Source organism: Limnospira platensis NIES-39 (assembly GCF_026000695.1).
Lineage (GTDB): Bacteria > Cyanobacteriota > Cyanobacteriia > Cyanobacteriales > Microcoleaceae > Limnospira > Limnospira platensis.
The window spans coordinates 1,995,570-2,011,704 of the sequence record NZ_AP026945.1 but is presented as its reverse complement, the minus strand read 5'-3'; the positions used below and the strand labels follow the sequence as shown (position 1 = coordinate 2,011,704).

Sequence of the window (16,135 nt, the reverse complement as noted above, 5' to 3'; positions counted from 1 at the left end):
TTACCCTTTTGGGCGCAGCGTATCAACCTATTTCGCTGCTTAGTAATAACGATGGTTCAAGTCGGAACATTCAGATTTCCTTAGTCATGGATGGTTGGCAGTGGTCGCTTTTGGTAGTAGGTTCTACTTCACGCCTTCCGTTCCCCGCTTCAGTCCCAGGGTTGTGATTCCTGAAATTGGGGGTGGCTATCGCCGTTACTCTTTCCCATAATCGCCCAAGTGGTTTTAATACTCCTCCTTGTGGTATACTTGGATTGGATATTCGATTTCTTTTATGGGATTGACCTTGAGTCCCTTGCCTAGCTTTCGCTTTGAGGACATATAAACAGTTATGGGATGGTCAGGGTACGAGTCCCTTTTATTCCACCAAGGGGTGAAAGTCTCACTAGGAGGTTATTTCAGCCATTGCAGCCTTATTTGACTCCTAAACGTCTCGCACCTATATATTTACATTAGCATTTTAAGACCCGGTTGGATTGGTAATTATCCCTTATCCCTGATGAATGCTTTGGGGTACAGCCGCCGGTCCGAGTATATCATGCTTGACCAGACTCGCGAGTTCCTCTAATTGAGCGATCGCCTCTGCACCTTCCAACTTCATCAATTCGCGATCGTCGCGCATCTCCGTCCAGGTAATCCCATAATCCGACACCAAAAACCGGATCAGATGATTTTCACTCAGGCTGACCATAAATGAGGCGCTGTTCATTTGACCCCCACAAGTATAGCAGGAAGCCAGGTAGCCCCGTCGTTCCAGCACAATAGCTAGGGCTTGGAGATTCATCACCAAATCCTGAACGAATTTTCGATGTTGCTCCGCAAGTCTGATAAACATAGTTTTTCTCCTGTCACCACAATCTTTAGATTATCTTCAAAATTTAACATAATCTCAGGACTGGGTATCTCGATGTTGGTAAAGTATCACTTCTACTAACCTAATTCACCATGATCCGTTGAATATTTCAGTCCAACCAGAGCCTGAATCAACTGAAAACAACTTGAAAACAAAGCGATCGCGTTATTCCCAAATCCTTGATGGCATTAGGCTTAGAGATAGCCTTCTCAGATCTAGCATAGTGATTCGAGTTTTGCCATAGCTAAAACAAATCCTTATGATAAACATAACTAAATTTAACAAAACTCAATCTTTTCGGGAAGTCCACCCCTAGGCTGGCAACCTGTAAGGCTAATTAATCAATTAACCCTACAGGTAAGATGATTAGCTGATTCTCAGCGTGCTAATTACCGCATTAGCTAATCAACCGTCCACCAGCCCAAAGCCGGACCAACCAACCGAATAGTTAGCCAAAAAATCACTAAAAAGCTAATTCCAAACCAAGCCCCCTTAGTAGTCCATTGCATAAACTGTTCGCTTTGGGTTTTAGTAATCGGTACCCAAGGCAAGATAGTTAAACTAAGCCAAGATGTCACCATCCTAACTCGTCTTCAAAACCGGACATGAAAGTTTCCCTTCATCCGGCTCCTCAATGTTACAGATCTTGTCATGATCACCTCAGCTACCATCACTGATAATTTCAACAATTGCCTATACTCCCATAGCTTAAATTGCCACCATTAGGAAAGCCTGCCCCTTTGCCTTTAACATACCTAACCATAGGTTTCTGGGAATGTTTTAAGAGAGCTATTTCCTCATGTCCTCGGACAGCAAAAGCCCAATTTCTGTTATCAATACTCTGCCAGTATTTATCAGCCACCCATTTTCCGGTCTGATTGGGATGACGTCGATTTACCCATCTTCTCAGCTTTCCGAATAGCAGATAATCCAACTCATTAAACACTTCTTTAGAGACTACTGTTGAGTAATAGTGACTCCATCGGATAATGATTCGATTCAATCTCCTGATGAGTGCTGCTTGAGGGGCAGCTTGATGAGCATCAATTACCCTAACCAGTCGCTCATAGTGTTCTTTGACTGCCTTTCGGGATGGCTTGATCATAGTCTTGAAACTCAGAGAGTTGCCCTTTATGTCTTTTCCAGAGTGATATTTTCCCACTCGGTATTGTTGAATATGGAAACCGAGGAAGTCGAAACCTGCATCCTCCCCATCAAGAGTATGGGCTATCCTCGTTGGCTCTGGTTTTAATTCAAGACCCCATGGCTTTAACCACTCCCTGATTACCTGTTGGCAGTGATGGATTACAGCACCATCTTCGTGAAGTATAACCAACTTATCCGCATATCTAATTACAGATAGTTCATTGCGGTTAACTGGCTTTCTTCCAGATAGCTGATCAGCCATCTTCAGCAGATCTTCTTCCATTCCGTGGAGGGCAATATTTGCCAGTAATGGCTGGATTATACCTCCTTGGGAAGTGCCTTCCTTGGTCGGAAATAGCTGTTTTCCATCCATTACACCGGATTTGAGCCATGCTCGTATTTGTCGGCGTAATCTAGGGAATGTTCCTAATTTATCCAACAGGCGATCGCTATTAATGCGATCGCCCAAGCACTTAGTTATCTGGGCATCTAACACCCATTTAGGCTCTGACTCCAGATGATTCGATATTGCTTCTATGGCATCATGGCATGAGCGTCCCGGTCTAAATCCATAACAGTTAGATTCAAATTTGGCTTCCCATTCCGGTTCTAATGCTAGTCTCACCAAACCCTGACCCGCACGGTCAAATATAGTCTGGTCTCCATTCCGACTTGGAGCATCCCCGACCGTTTCTGTCAAGTCTACTCTCCGGGTAGGCTTGGCTTTACTACCTAGCTTCAGGTCTCCCACCAGGTTTATTTCTCCTTTCCAGGATAGGGATTTTACCCCGTCCACACCCGCCGTATTTTTACCTTCATGAGCTTGAGTTACCCATCTAACCGCTAATAGCTTCCCTGACCAGGACTTTAATAACAACTTTTGGAGATAGCGAACTGCTTTGAAATCACCACGCTTTGAGGCTTTATAGATTCGTTTTTGCAGGCGGAATATGCGACGTTCAACCTTTTTCCAGTTGATGCCACCCCATTCCAGTCTTTCCGTAGTCTTTACACTCGTTTCAGATTTCATTTCCTGTTACTGGCAACTCTATATTCCGTAACATCGTGGAACTGTCAGCCTATTCTAGGCATTACCCTAGACCTTCGCTTCTGTCCCAATCCTTACCACATACAGCTTGCGGCTGGTTACCTACTCAGTTATCGACCAATACCTGAGAGCATATATATGGGTTACTTCGTTCCGAATTACCTTTGGTTGTACCTTTAGGACGATGCTTTACGCCGGGTTTATAGGGAGTGTATGTTGGTCTGTGAACAATCAGCCAACCCCATTGATCCTTAGCCTTTTGGCTCCAGCGTGTCAGCCTTTTCGCTGGTTTAAGGTGACGACGTTTTGATCACATCTTCAGATTTCCTTATCCATAGATACCTGCTCGACAGAGTGCCAGTTTAGGCTACCAGCAGAGCTGCCTTTTCATCCCGCTTCACCAAGTCGCGATAATCCGATCGCCTCAGTGGGGATGATGCTGTCACGTCTACACCTGACGGGAGGGACTTTCACCCTCAAGGTAATTCAGTTGTCAGGGAACAGTTTTTTCGGTTTTTTCTGTCCCCGCTGGTAATCCCCCAAACCTATAACCAAGTAGGCTTTAGGCTGGTTTCTACCAAACGAATCGCACTATTCCTCCTTACCGTACTTTTCCCCCATCATTTCCTTACGACGTTTAGCTTCACCCATAATTTTTGCGCTTCCAACCAATTTACTAACTATCCCCATTCCTAGCAGGTTAGGGAGGGGAGATAGTTGTCTATTTTAGCTAAATCCTGACTCCAATTCTCAACCTTTGTCCCCTCAGACATCCCTGATCCTCTCTCCATCGCAATAATCGGGTTATCGGTTGACCGATGATTTCCGTTGATAAGGCGATCGCTCTACGGGGGGTTTCTGTTACCAAAGCGATCGCCTCAGCAGCAGAACAAATCCCCCACCTGACTAAATTTTCTGCCCCCCTCAACAGGGATAAAGTAGTTCCCGCCAAAGTTCCATCCTCCAGCCGAGCCACCCCCCCTGTCACCTCAATGCGCCGCTCATCCCACGGATAAACCCCATCCGCCAATCCCAAAGGCGCTAAAGCATCACTAACTACAAAAATCTCCCCCTTACTCCCCCGTAACAGTAAATCCAGCATGGTTGGACAAACATGATGTCCATCAGCGATCGCCCCACAAAATACCTCCGACCGACATAAAGCCGCCCCCAATAGTCCCGGTTCCCGGTGATGTAGGGGAGGCATCGCATTAAAAGCATGAGTTACCATTGTCGCCCCCTGGTTAAATGCTTCATTAGCCACAGCTAAATTAGCCTGAGAGTGACCCAGACTGACGATAATGCCTAAACTCCTCAAATAGGGAATAACTGTCTTTGTGGGGTCTAATTCTGGGGCTAGAGTCATCACCTTAACCACCTTTTCATAATCCCCTAAAACCCGTTTGACATTATCTATCGTCAGCGGTAATAGACAATTTTCAGGATGTGCGCCCCGTTTTTGCTCATTCAGAAATGGTCCCTCAAGATGAACTCCTAAAATCTCCGCCGCCTCCCCCTTCCGGTCCCCTTGAAATTCCCCAAGGATAGCCAGCGATCGCCTAAATTTCTCCACCGTGGTTGTCACTATAGTAGGCAAAAATCCGTCAACCCCCTGATGCCATAAATACTCACAAATACCTTGCAGTTGTTGATGATTCTCCCCCGTTAACTCCGGGAAAGCTAACCCTAACCCACCATTAATCTGTAGGTCTATCCCCCCTAGAGAAATCCAATCACCACCGACATCAATCACGGCGGCGGCGGGGTCTGGTTTCGTGGCGATCGTCTTCACTACACCATCACGAATTTGTAGGGTATGTAATCCAGGTTTACCTAGAATCTGACTGTTAATTAAATCTACTGACACATCATGGGGCTGGAGGCTGTCATTCATCATCTTACATAATCATTGATTTATAACTGGGTTAAACTGACTCTCGCTTTCCCCAAATTTATCTCATTAAATAATCTGTTAATTCTGGATATCTACTAAACTGGCGATCGACACTGGCTAATTGACCTTGATAAACTAACGCCGTTGCTATGATTATCCTATCAAAAGGGTCTTTATGAATCGTAGATAAATTCACCGCTTGACAAGCAACTTCCGCATTCAAAGGCAGTAATTCTATGCCAGCAGGGGCTAAAGCCATCCTAAACCACTCTGCCATACCCTTAGATAAATTCAGACGACCCCGCTGAGAAGCTAGGGCGATTTCATAGCACGAAACTGGCGAAACTCCCAGACTGGAAGCTGATTCAAACTGCCCTAGCCACTGAGATGGGAAACGGTCAAAGTTCCCATTAATCAGCCAAATCCAGACATGAGTATCTAGCACAATTATTTCAGACATTCCCAATCCTCTTCATCAACAATCGGGCTAACAATATCACCGATAATTTCTACCTTTCCGGCTTCTGGAACCGGAAATCTGCGTCGTTTCTGTGGTGATTCTGTTTCTTTAAGGATGGTCACAATCACTCGTGCTTTTTTCAGGTCTGGCTGGTCTGACAACCATTTAAACTCACCGTTTTCGTAGATCGCTTCGTAACTTTTTAGCATGATTTACTGTTACCTCTCAATAATAGTGGATGCTTCCGGGTCCCTCTGCTGCTGGCTTGTCGTCAAACCAGACTGGCGCAATGTCAACCCTCGTATTTCGCCTCTCTCATGATTATAAACATTGTAGCTCAATTGGGGGGGACAATTCCTTAACAGACGTAGTTACTCCCAACTATCTCCACCCCTAATGCTATAATCTGGGTCTGTAGTTTCACTTAGTTATTAACAACTGCTATGGACTCAATCTCTCAGGACCCTAACTCCTCCCCTGCTCAAATTGGTATTATTATGGGCAGTGATTCTGACCTACCTACCATGTCAGCAGCGATCGCCGTATGTCAAGACTTTGGCATTAGTTGGGAAGTGGCGATCGTATCAGCACACCGTACCCCAGACCGAATGTTTGATTATGCCAAAACTGCCCTAGGACGCGGATTAAAAGTTATTATAGCTGGTGCAGGCGGCGCGGCTCACTTACCCGGAATGGTTGCATCTCTCACCCCCTTACCTGTGATCGGGGTTCCCGTCCCCACCCGTAACCTTCAGGGACTCGATTCTCTCTATTCTATCGTGCAAATGCCAGCCGGTATTCCCGTGGCTACAGTAGCGATCGGAAACGCTAAAAATGCAGGTCTACTCGCCGTTCAGATTTTGGCTTCTCATCAACCTCAACTCATGGAAAAAGTCCAAGCCTATCGACAAGATTTAACCGAATCTGTACTCGAAAAACAAACTCTCCTTGCACAGTTTGGATATCAAGAATACCTGAAACAAATGTAATAGCAAAACCCCTGAGTTACACCAGTTTGTACATAATCATACCTGGCTCATAATCTCTCAGCGCAAGTATAGCAATTTGCCATATATTTCTGTATCATGGAATACAGAATTTAGGTTAATATAGTGTTAAGAAAGTAGATAAAAATCGTAGCTTAAAGTTCTAGCCTAGGACATAAGAGAATCTGACTATCCCTCGAAATTTGTTGTAGTTTATCTGTACTTGTTATGGTTAAATGGTAGATCCACCTGTTATAAAATCAACTCAGTTGAGTACAGATGTGTTAGTTTTGTCGGTTAACCTCACCTGTCAAAGTCCGGCTAATTACCAAATTAGCAGCTATAAGTTGGCATCAAGATTAAGCATCTCTCTAACCAGACGGCTATCATTTGCCGCCTCATCCCTTCCATATTAACGTAAATTGAACAACTCTAAGCAAATGTTGAAACGCCAAAAGTCGAGAACCAGAAGTTATCGGCAATTTGCTGAGGTAGTTGGCTCTGCGCCTCAGCCTACTTCGTCAATTTTTCAGCCCCAAAGACCCAGATGGCTATCTCCTAGCCTGCTAGGTTGCATTCCTCTAACTGCGCTGATTATTACATTTTGGAGTTTAGCAGCAGTCGCCCAAGAGGATGCACAACCCATAACTCCTGAATATGTGCAGGGTGTTTTAAATACAATTTGGATTGTGATTGCCAGTATTTTGGTAATCTTTATGAACGCTGGTTTCGGGATGTTAGAAACCGGATTTTGTCGTCACAAAAATGCCGTTAACATTCTCGCAAAAAACCTAATCGTATTTGCGATCGCCACCCTAATTTATTGGTTCTTTGGATTCTCCGTCATGTTCGGAGGTGAAAACCCCTTCATCGGTGGTGGTGGCTTCTTCCTGACCGGAGACCCCAGCGTTTACGGACTTGACCCATTCCCCGAAGGATTGCCCAAAGAAGTTTTCTTTCTGTTCCAGGTTGCCTTCGCAGGTACCGCCGCCACTATTGTATCCGGCGCAGTAGCCGAACGGATCGAATTTGTCGCCTTCCTCCTATTTAGCCTATTGCTAGTCGGAATATCCTACCCCATTACCGGACACTGGGTCTGGACTGATAACGGCTGGTTAGCAAGTATGGACTTCCATGATTTTGCCGGATCAACCGTAGTTCACTCCGTGGGTGGATGGTCTGCCCTCATGGGGGCAGCATTCCTCGGACCCCGCATGGGCAAATACGGTCCATCGGGTGAACCTAGGGCGATTCCTGGTCATAACATGAGTATTGCCACCCTGGGATGTTTAATTCTGTGGATCGGCTGGTTTGGATTTAACCCCGGTTCCGAATTAGCCGCTAATGAGAACGTTCCCTATATCGCCCTCACCACGAACCTAGCAGCCGCTGCTGGCGGTGTATCTGCTACCCTTACCTCCTGGATTAAGGATGGTAAACCAGACCTATCCATGATTATCAACGGCATTCTCGCCGGTTTAGTCGGAATTACCGCCGGCTGTGATGCCGTACCTTTATGGGCAGCAGTTGTCATTGGTGCGATCGCCGGAGTTATAGTAGTCTACTCGGTCGCCTTCTTCGATCGCATTCAGATTGACGACCCCGTAGGTGCTACTTCTGTTCACTTAGTTTGTGGCATTTGGGGAACCCTAGCCGTCGGCATCTTTGGCGGTGCTAATCTCGGCATTCAAATCCTCGGTATCCTCTCCATCGGTGGATTTACCGTAGTCATGACTAGCATTTTCTGGTTAGCCATAAAAGCCCTCGTCGGTATCCGCGTCACTCCTGAACATGAATATGAAGGACTCGACATCGCCGAACATGGTATGGAAGCCTATAACGGATTCCTCAAAGAAGTAGGCCCAGCCAGTGTCGGAGGTATTGATCCTGGTATTCCTAGCCGTGAAGATGGAATTAGCAGAAGCTATTAAACTCCTAATCTCATCTGGTAACAAATCGTCTCCTAACTGGCACATAGCCCCTACAGGAGGCGATTTTTTCTTTCCACCCAAAACAACAAGGGAGCGAGATCACGCCCCATCTCTGAGCGAGCAGGGTGGAAAAGCGACAGGCGCGACTTTAGCTCCCTACATAACACTATGGCAATTCGCACCATTTTATGTTATTTTAAGCTGATATTGTCCCTCCTCGGTCCACAAATGATTGTCCACGAGTTCCGGGTTCGTGCTAGAAAATATCAACACCAAGCTATAGACGAGGCGATTGCTGTTGGTTTAAACCTGCGACTGGTCGGCGAGTAGCGCGAACCCAGAATCTACGCTTTCCTAAAATGAAAGGTAGAGTGTCAACATATAAATAGACAACTTTAGGGCGTTTCTCAGATTCTCGTGTTGATTCCCTTAAAAACCATTCCAGCTTGGGCGATGTTATCCCTCATCGGTAACGGGATACTAACTCTGGTGATTATCTTACTATTGCTAAGGGGACAATCATTCTCCGACACTTCCCAAGCCCAAGCCCAAACCTCAGAAGAAAACCAAGTTGGTGCAGCAGTACAAACCCAACAGACCAATGAAGTTCAGCCCAACTCCACCAACTCCTCATTTCAGCCACAATATCGCTTGACCTATGAAGACTCCGTAGAACAGCTAAAAGAAAAAGCACTTCTCGCCGCCCATAATCGTCCCGATCGCCTAACTATTTTAGCCGGAGACTCATTAAGTTTATGGTTTCCCCCGGAACTATTACCCCCAGACAGAACCTGGTTAAATCAAGGCATATCCGGGGAAACCTCCGCCGGACTACTACGACGACTCAAGGTATTTGACCTGACCCAACCAGAAACTGTATTTATCATGATCGGCATCAATGACCTGTTACGGGGAATTGATGACCAAACCGTTTTAGCCAACTGGCAGGAAATTATTAGAGATGTGCAATGGGTTCATCCCAGCGCTCAAGTGGTCGTTCAGTCCATTTTACCCCACAGTGATCAAAATGCTAGTTGGGAAGGACGCGATCGCCTGCTCAAAATTCCTAATCGTCGTATACGCCGACTTAATCGAGAATTAGAAGCGATCGCGATCGCCAATGGTGCTTATTTCCTAGACCTACACCCTCTATTCACCGACAAAAAAGGAAACCTGCGCCCGGAACTCAGCACCGATGGTCTACATCTCAATGATCGTGGCTATTTGGTCTGGAGTACCGGATTACAATTTTTTAGCCACAAAATACTAGGTTCCCCCTGAAGCGCTAAACTAAACCTCGGAGCATAAACTTCTTACCTACAGATGCGATCGCACAGTCCCTAGTTCTAAAACTCAACAGTTGAACAGATTTGGAAGATGAAGATTTCACTAACACAAACCATTATCACCCTAGCAGCAGCTACCTTCTCCATGATCACTGGATTTTCCCCGGCAAATGCAGTCCAATTTGGTCAACAGGAAGTTGATCAAGATCGATTCGTAGCCATGGCTGTTCCCCGCGCCTTTGGTTACTCCCTAGTAGTCGTTGAACAAATTTCTGATTCTCGACCCTGTTGGAGTGAAAATGGCAGCCGTCCCGTTCAAGTTGAACCCCTACTTCTTAACTTCGACTTTAGCGGAATTTGTGGACGCGCCACCGACAGCAACGGTTATTCCGTTCGCATGGGAGGACAAGACCTCGCTCTCAGCCACAGCCTCACCGTCCAAGCTATTCCAGGAGAAATTTTACTTGTCGCTAACTCTCGCGCTGATGTCTACGCACCACCCATTATTATCGGTCGCAGTTTTGGTCGCTCTAGTGGCTTTACCAAAATCTTTTTAGAACCGGGTTGGCGCTTCACTAAACGAACCTACAACGATCGCACCCTCGGTCATATTTATTTTACCCACGACAACCTACCTCGCTAAAATTCACAATATTCTTCCCCCTGACTCAATATCCACCCGCCATGGGGCGATCGCCTGTAGGTCTCACTAACCCCTTGAACATCAGATATTATCCCCTAAATCATAGAGATAATTACTGATATACTCGCCGATTACCGGATTTCATCAAGGTTAAAATTTATGTCTCAGGGGAGAAGCGATCGCCTATCAAATTCCGTTATGGTGTATCCTAGAGTACATGAGGAATAATACATAATTCCCATGTGTCCATTCAGGAGGACAAACAGATGAAAACTTTATCAACAGTCATGATTCTAGGGGCAGCCACAACCATAGTATCCCTAGGCTTCGCCTCTCCAATTCGGGCTGAAAATCCAGCACACCTGAGACAACTACTAGAGACCAGATTTTGTCAAGGTTGCGATCTTAGAGGGGCTGATCTATCAGGAGCCCATCTCATTGGAGTAGACCTCCGAAATGCTAACCTCGAAAATGCTAACTTAGCTAATGCTAACCTCGAAGGCGCAGACCTTAAAGGGGCAAATTTAACTGGTGCTAATTTGAGCGGTGCATTTCTAAATCAAGCCGAATTGAATGACGCAGTTCTCGATTTAGCTGACCTCAGTGGTGCTAACCTGATTAAGGCTCGACTAACAGGAGCAACTTTCGCTGGGGCTAATTTGCAAGAAACTCAAATGTTGCAACCTATTATCGGAATTACCCCCCCTGTTGCTACCGGTTCCCTCGAAGACCTTGGCGGCGATAACTTGAGCATTGGTCGCGACCCCTCTCGGTTGGCTATGCCTATGGGTGGCACGGATTTGGATCAGGACTTTCAGTATACTCAAGAATACCTCGAATCATTATTCGAGCCCATTCAGATTAATCGCCATTCCCTTCCCCCCCTTGAAGGTTTCACACCTGGTGACAATAACCCCGTTGACCTCAAAATACCCCAAATTCGGTTCTAGTTAATTCTGCTCATCAGGCGATCGCTTAATCACTTAATCAATCACTAGCGGAATTGTGTTAAGTTTTGTAACAAAATGTTAAGAAATGTTGCGAAATTTTTTTTCTGGGGGGTTGCTTGCTTTTTCGCGGGTTCTGTGTTATTATTTTATATAATGGGAATAGTGCCAATTTTTTTATTTTAATTAATATTTCCATTATGTAAAATATGTCTATATCGTATCATTAGTTATCCTAGCTGTCAACCCCCTCCACGGTAATTTGGCCGAACAATTTTTTTTTAATTGAATAAAAAATCAACTTTTCAGCAGATTGTATTGATTTGTATCAACAGGCCCAAACCAGGGGCGATCGATGGGATAATGAACAGTCAATTTGGCTGTATAAAAGAAAACAACCGTTATCTCATGTCATCAGAAAACCATAGATTAAACCTTGTCCAACGTCCCCGTCGTCTCCGTCGTACCGATGCCCTGCGGCGGATGGTGCAAGAAACGCAACTAACAGTTAATGACCTGATATATCCCCTATTCGTGATGGAAGGGGAAAATCAGAAAGTGGAAGTCCCCTCAATGCCGGAAAGCTACCGCTACACCCTAGATCTATTACTGAAAGAAGTAGCAGAAGCATCTGAATTAGGGATTCCGGCCATTGCTTTATTTCCCCTAGTAGCCGAAGAAAAAAAAGACAACGCCGGCACGGAAAGCTATAATCCCGAAGGACTGGTACAGCGTACCGTCCGCGCCATCAAACAAGCGGTTCCCGACATCATGATTATCACGGATGTCGCCCTAGACCCCTTTTCTAGTAAAGGTCATGATGGCATCGTCAGTGATAGCGGTGAAATCCTCAATGATGAAACCGTGGAAGTTCTAGTTAAACAATCGATATCCCACGCGGAAGCCGGAGCAGATATAGTCGCCCCCTCGGACATGATGGATGGACGCATCGGCGCAATTCGTCAAGGACTCGATGCAGCAGGTTATACAAACGTTGGTATCCTGGCTTACTCGGCTAAATATGCCTCCGCCTACTATGGCCCCTTCCGGGATGCCTTAGACTCTGCTCCCAAATTTGGCGATAAGAAAACCTATCAAATGGATGCCGCCAATAGCCGCGAAGCCATCAAAGAAGTTATGTTAGATGTGCAAGAGGGAGCCGATATGGTGATGGTGAAACCCGCCCTGGCTTATCTTGATATTATTTCCCAGGTTCGGCAAGCTACAAATGTACCTGTTGCGGCTTATAATGTTAGTGGTGAGTATGCGATGATTCGCGCGGCCGGACGTATGGGCTGGATTGATGAGAAAAAGGTGATGCTAGAAACCCTTACCAGCATGAAACGAGCCGGAGCCGATCTGATTCTTACCTATTTCGCTAAGGAAGTTGCCCTAATCCTTCGCTAAACTTTTGGGGGGGTCTCCGCTGTGACTGGTGAACCCTCCCGATTTCGGTGGCGATCGCCAAAAGTCTACATCAACAATAGGAAAATTTGCGTTAAAATACAAAATCAATCTTCTCAACTTGTTGTATATTTATGCTCGTAGAATATCATGGCTTCACCTGTGACTCAACGGCCCCCTGCACTTGATCGCATTGTTCAACGCTTTAAACGCGCCTCCTCTAATAAGCTGCGTTACGAGCAACTACTGACTTTAGCTCAAAAATTGCCGGAATTTCCAGAGGAGCAAAAATTGCCAGAAAACAAGGTTCCTGGTTGTGTTTCTCAGGTTTATGTGACCGCTAGTTTAGACTCGAATGGCTGTATTCAATTTCAGGGAGATTCTGACTCTCAATTAACTAAGGGATTATTGGCTATGTTAATTAAGGGAATGAATGGGTTAACTATTCAGGAAATTAGCCAATTAAAACCCGATTTTATTGAAGAAACTGGGCTACAGGCTAGTTTGACTCCCTCCCGTGCGAATGGGTTTTATAACATTTTTAAAACCCTGCAAAAACAGGCTAGTGCTTGCGGGGACTAAAGGGAGCATATAAAGGGGATTTTGTCAAGTATATTAGGTCACAAAAACCGTGAAAACTACGAGGGAAAAACTAACCATAAATCGGGAAGTTCCTGTAATTGTAATTACCGGATTTTTGGGAAGTGGCAAAACTACCTTAATCAATTATATTCTGAGTCACCGTAATGGTCGGAAAGTGGCGGTTTTTGTGAATGAATTTGGGGAGATTAGTATTGACGGTCAACTGCTGATCAACCTAGAAGATGATATGGTGCAGTTAAATAATGGTTGTATATGCTGTACCCTGAATGACCGCCTAGCAGATACGATTGTCGAGGTTTTACAACGGAATCCCCACATAGATTATCTACTCATTGAAACCACAGGAATAGCAGACCCGTTACCGATTATTATGACTTTTGGGGGGACGGAACTGCGAAACTTGACTCGACTTGATGCTATTTTTACCCTGGTAGATGCTGATACGTTTTCCCCAGACCTATTAGCTAACAGTGAAGCAGCCCTTAACCAAATTGCTTGGGGTGATCTGATTTTGCTCAATAAAATCGATTTGGTCGCCCCAGAAAAATGCGATCGCATCCAAAAACAGATCCGCCAGCTTAAACCAGATGCTCGTATAATTACCACCGAATATGGTGAGGTTCCCTTAGCCACTATTTGGGGAATAGAATATTCCCACCCGGACTTTCCGCAGCTATCAGACCATGATCACCAACCAGACCATGATCACCATTCCCAACATCTAGCTAATGATGGATTTGTGGCTGTATCCTTTAGCAGCGATCGCCCTCTGAGTGTGGAAAAATTCCAGACCTTCTTAAGCGATCGTCTACCAACGAATGTATTTCGCGCCAAAGGATTTATCTGGTATCAAGGTAATAACTCCTCTCACCTATTCCAACTCAGTGGAAAACGCTATCAGCTTACCCCTAATTATCCTCGCGGCGAACCCCCAAATCAATTAGTATTTATCGGTCGAGACCTGAACCGCCAAACCCTCACACAAGACCTACAACGATGTTTACACGAAATCCCTAACCATGAACCAAGACCAATTATGGATCGATAGCCTCAAATTTAATCCACAAGGTTTAATTCCAGCGATCGCCCAAGACCATAAAGACGGTACAGTATTAATGATGGCTTGGATGAATCGCCAATCCTTGCAACAAACCCTAACAACGGGTGAAGTTCACTATTGGAGTCGATCGCGATCGCAACTGTGGCACAAAGGGGCCACATCAGGACACATTCAAAAGCTCAAAGCCCTATACTACGATTGTGATGCTGATGTCCTCCTGCTCAAAATCGAGCAAATTGGGGACGTAGCCTGTCACACGGGGGTTAGATCCTGTTTCTTTAACGCCGTCCCCATCAAATCAGCCATCCTTAGCTAAACCCTAGCCAGCCTAAGCATTTACACTATTAAGACTCAACATGGTTCTAAAAATCTATAACACCCAAACCCGCCAAAAAGAAACCTTTACCACCCTAGAACCCGGAAAAGTCAAAATGTACTGCTGCGGGGTGACAGTTTATGACTATTGCCATTTAGGTCATGCACGATCCTACACCACCTGGGACGTGGTACGTCGCTATTTGGAGTGGTCAGGATATGAAGTTAACTACGTCCAGAATTTTACCGACATTGACGACAAAATCCTCAACCGCGCTAAAGAACATGACAGCACTATGGAGGAGGTCTCCCAACGCTTTATAGACGCTTACTTTGAAGACCTGCGACGGCTAAATGTACGGGATGCTAACGCTTATCCTAGGGTGACAGATCATATCCAGGAAATTCACCAACTTATTGATACACTCACCGCTACAGGACACGCTTATGCTGTCGATGGAGATGTTTATTACAGTGTCGGTCACTTCCCCGATTATGGTAAACTCTCCCGACGACAACTCGAAGACCTACAAATGGGGGCTAGTGGTCGCGTAGCTGTGGCTGACCCGGAAACTCTCAAGAAAAAAAATCCGGCGGATTTTGCTCTCTGGAAAGCTGCTAAACCCGGAGAACCCGCCTGGGATTCTCCCTGGGGTCCCGGTCGTCCGGGGTGGCACATTGAATGTTCGGCTATGGTCCGACAACTACTGGGAGAAACTATTGATATTCACGGCGGCGGCGGTGATTTGGTGTTTCCTCACCATGAAAATGAAATCGCTCAGTCTGAGGCGGCGACTGGTAAGACTCTGGCTCGATATTGGATGCACAATGGTATGGTGACGGTCGGTGGGGAAAAAATGTCTAAGTCTTTGGGCAATTTTACGACGATTCGTGAATTGCTCGATCGCCCTGTAGATCCTATGGTTGTCCGCTTATTTATTCTACAAGGTCACTATCGTAAACCTCTCGATTTTACTGATGAGGCGATCGCCTCGGCTAACAATGGCTGGGAAACCTTGAAAGATGGGTTATTATTTGCTCAACAATACGGCGCACCCTTGGGATGGTCTGATGATTCCTCCCCTGGTAAATACGACACGACAGAAGATGCACTCCAACGCTTCCGGGTGGCTATGGATGATGATTTTAATACTCCTGGGGGTTTGGCTGTCTTGTTTGAATTGGCTAAAGAGTTGCGCCGCCAAGGGAATTTATTGGCTCATGAAGGGAAGACTGATACCCAGAGCGATCGCATTTATGCCATCTGGAAAACTTTGGTGGAGTTAGCGGGAGTTTTCGGCTTGGAAGCTGTAACACAAGCACAACCACCAGCGGCGACTCAGGGAATTAGCGACGCTGAAATTGAGGATTTGGTTAAACAACGACAGTCCGCTAGAAAAGCTAAAAACTATGCGGAAGGCGATCGTATTCGTGACCAATTACAGGCTAGTGGTGTTACCCTCATTGACCGTCCCGGCGGCGAAACCCTTTGGCGACGTTGAAAATATAGGGGAGTTGATTCTCCCCTCTGGTAAGTTAGGCTATTCAAGCTTGGCGAA

General features: G+C 45.7%; 16 protein-coding genes. 10 read left to right on the top strand and 6 right to left on the bottom strand.

Going from position 1 to position 16,135, the window contains the following annotated elements; translation table 11 throughout:
- Positions 1–490: 490 nt before the first annotated feature.
- The 6 genes from N39L_RS09915 to N39L_RS09890 all read right to left on the bottom strand — a co-directional run bounded on the left by N39L_RS09915 (position 491) and on the right by N39L_RS09890 (position 5,610).
- On the bottom strand, positions 491–835 hold the full coding sequence (locus N39L_RS09915) for a DUF1815 family protein (RefSeq protein WP_006618255.1): 345 nt from the start codon (positions 833–835) through the stop codon (positions 491–493).
- 419 nt (positions 836–1,254) lie between these two features.
- Positions 1,255–1,434 carry a DUF2839 domain-containing protein gene (locus N39L_RS09910; RefSeq protein WP_006618256.1) on the bottom strand — a complete coding sequence of 60 codons (180 nt, stop codon included), beginning with the start codon at positions 1,432–1,434 and terminating at the stop codon, positions 1,255–1,257.
- Between the two features lie 101 nt (positions 1,435–1,535).
- Positions 1,536–3,029, bottom strand: coding sequence for a reverse transcriptase N-terminal domain-containing protein (locus N39L_RS09905; protein WP_006618257.1), 1,494 nt, complete (start codon positions 3,027–3,029; stop codon positions 1,536–1,538).
- A 748-nt stretch (positions 3,030–3,777) separates the two neighbouring features.
- Positions 3,778–4,941 (bottom strand): N-acetylglucosamine-6-phosphate deacetylase, encoded by a 1,164-nt coding sequence (gene nagA, locus N39L_RS09900; protein ID WP_043468976.1) that lies wholly within the window; start codon positions 4,939–4,941, stop codon positions 3,778–3,780.
- A 58-nt stretch (positions 4,942–4,999) separates the two neighbouring features.
- Positions 5,000–5,401, bottom strand: coding sequence for a type II toxin-antitoxin system VapC family toxin (locus tag N39L_RS09895; RefSeq protein ID WP_006618259.1), 402 nt, complete (start codon positions 5,399–5,401; stop codon positions 5,000–5,002).
- A complete protein-coding gene (locus tag N39L_RS09890; RefSeq protein WP_006618260.1) occupies positions 5,389–5,610 on the bottom strand; it encodes a hypothetical protein in 222 nt (73 codons plus the stop codon). Before N39L_RS09890 ends, N39L_RS09895 begins: the two co-directional genes overlap by 13 nt.
- A 234-nt stretch (positions 5,611–5,844) precedes the next feature.
- On the opposite strand from N39L_RS09890, the gene purE reads away from it, so the two are divergent.
- From purE to cysS, 10 genes are all read left to right on the top strand, one after another.
- Positions 5,845–6,390 (top strand): 5-(carboxyamino)imidazole ribonucleotide mutase, encoded by a 546-nt coding sequence (gene purE / locus N39L_RS09885; RefSeq protein ID WP_006618261.1) that lies wholly within the window; start codon positions 5,845–5,847, stop codon positions 6,388–6,390.
- Between the two features lie 437 nt (positions 6,391–6,827).
- On the top strand, positions 6,828–8,318 hold the full coding sequence (locus tag N39L_RS09880; RefSeq protein WP_006618262.1) for an ammonium transporter: 1,491 nt from the start codon (positions 6,828–6,830) through the stop codon (positions 8,316–8,318).
- A 417-nt stretch (positions 8,319–8,735) separates the two neighbouring features.
- Entirely contained in the window at positions 8,736–9,599 is an 864-nt protein-coding gene (locus N39L_RS09875) for an SGNH/GDSL hydrolase family protein (protein WP_006618263.1), read from the top strand.
- A gap of 96 nt (positions 9,600–9,695) precedes the next feature.
- Positions 9,696–10,247 carry a DUF3747 domain-containing protein gene (locus N39L_RS09870; RefSeq protein WP_006618264.1) on the top strand — a complete coding sequence of 184 codons (552 nt, stop codon included), beginning with the start codon at positions 9,696–9,698 and terminating at the stop codon, positions 10,245–10,247.
- A 266-nt stretch (positions 10,248–10,513) separates the two neighbouring features.
- Positions 10,514–11,197: a pentapeptide repeat-containing protein gene (locus tag N39L_RS09865; RefSeq protein WP_006618265.1), complete on the top strand. Its 684-nt coding sequence runs from the start codon at positions 10,514–10,516 to the stop codon at positions 11,195–11,197.
- A gap of 405 nt (positions 11,198–11,602) precedes the next feature.
- Positions 11,603–12,601: a porphobilinogen synthase gene (hemB, locus tag N39L_RS09860; RefSeq protein WP_006618266.1), complete on the top strand. Its 999-nt coding sequence runs from the start codon at positions 11,603–11,605 to the stop codon at positions 12,599–12,601.
- 147 nt (positions 12,602–12,748) lie between these two features.
- Entirely contained in the window at positions 12,749–13,180 is a 432-nt protein-coding gene (locus N39L_RS09855) for a SufE family protein (protein ID WP_014275099.1), read from the top strand.
- A 49-nt stretch (positions 13,181–13,229) separates the two neighbouring features.
- The gene (locus N39L_RS09850; protein ID WP_014275098.1) at positions 13,230–14,249 is read left to right on the top strand and encodes a CobW family GTP-binding protein; all 1,020 of its coding nucleotides are present in this window, start codon (positions 13,230–13,232) and stop codon (positions 14,247–14,249) included.
- Positions 14,221–14,577, top strand: a complete 357-nt coding sequence (gene hisI, locus N39L_RS09845; RefSeq protein ID WP_006618269.1) for a phosphoribosyl-AMP cyclohydrolase — start codon at positions 14,221–14,223, stop codon at positions 14,575–14,577. The genes N39L_RS09850 and hisI overlap by 29 nt, the downstream gene beginning before the upstream one ends.
- Before the next feature lie 40 nt (positions 14,578–14,617).
- Positions 14,618–16,078: a cysteine--tRNA ligase gene (cysS, locus tag N39L_RS09840; RefSeq protein WP_014275097.1), complete on the top strand. Its 1,461-nt coding sequence runs from the start codon at positions 14,618–14,620 to the stop codon at positions 16,076–16,078.
- Positions 16,079–16,135 lie beyond the last annotated feature (57 nt).

Excerpts from the sequence above, each read along its gene's own strand:
- hemB (WP_006618266.1), top strand. The coding sequence starts at position 11,603 with ATGTCATCAGAAAACCATAGATTAAACCTTGTCCAACGTCCCCGTCGT.
- cysS (WP_014275097.1), top strand. The coding sequence starts at position 14,618 with ATGGTTCTAAAAATCTATAACACCCAAACCCGCCAAAAAGAAACCTTT.
- N39L_RS09915 (WP_006618255.1), bottom strand. The coding sequence starts at position 835 with ATGTTTATCAGACTTGCGGAGCAACATCGAAAATTCGTTCAGGATTTG.
- purE (WP_006618261.1), top strand. The coding sequence starts at position 5,845 with ATGGACTCAATCTCTCAGGACCCTAACTCCTCCCCTGCTCAAATTGGT.
- N39L_RS09910 (WP_006618256.1), bottom strand. The coding sequence starts at position 1,434 with ATGGTGACATCTTGGCTTAGTTTAACTATCTTGCCTTGGGTACCGATT.
- N39L_RS09895 (WP_006618259.1), bottom strand. The coding sequence starts at position 5,401 with ATGTCTGAAATAATTGTGCTAGATACTCATGTCTGGATTTGGCTGATT.
- N39L_RS09880 (WP_006618262.1), top strand. The coding sequence starts at position 6,828 with ATGTTGAAACGCCAAAAGTCGAGAACCAGAAGTTATCGGCAATTTGCT.
- N39L_RS09865 (WP_006618265.1), top strand. The coding sequence starts at position 10,514 with ATGAAAACTTTATCAACAGTCATGATTCTAGGGGCAGCCACAACCATA.
- N39L_RS09905 (WP_006618257.1), bottom strand. The coding sequence starts at position 3,029 with ATGAAATCTGAAACGAGTGTAAAGACTACGGAAAGACTGGAATGGGGT.
- hisI (WP_006618269.1), top strand. The coding sequence starts at position 14,221 with ATGAACCAAGACCAATTATGGATCGATAGCCTCAAATTTAATCCACAA.
- N39L_RS09855 (WP_014275099.1), top strand. The coding sequence starts at position 12,749 with ATGGCTTCACCTGTGACTCAACGGCCCCCTGCACTTGATCGCATTGTT.
- nagA (WP_043468976.1), bottom strand. The coding sequence starts at position 4,941 with ATGAATGACAGCCTCCAGCCCCATGATGTGTCAGTAGATTTAATTAAC.
- N39L_RS09890 (WP_006618260.1), bottom strand. The coding sequence starts at position 5,610 with ATGCTAAAAAGTTACGAAGCGATCTACGAAAACGGTGAGTTTAAATGG.
- N39L_RS09870 (WP_006618264.1), top strand. The coding sequence starts at position 9,696 with ATGAAGATTTCACTAACACAAACCATTATCACCCTAGCAGCAGCTACC.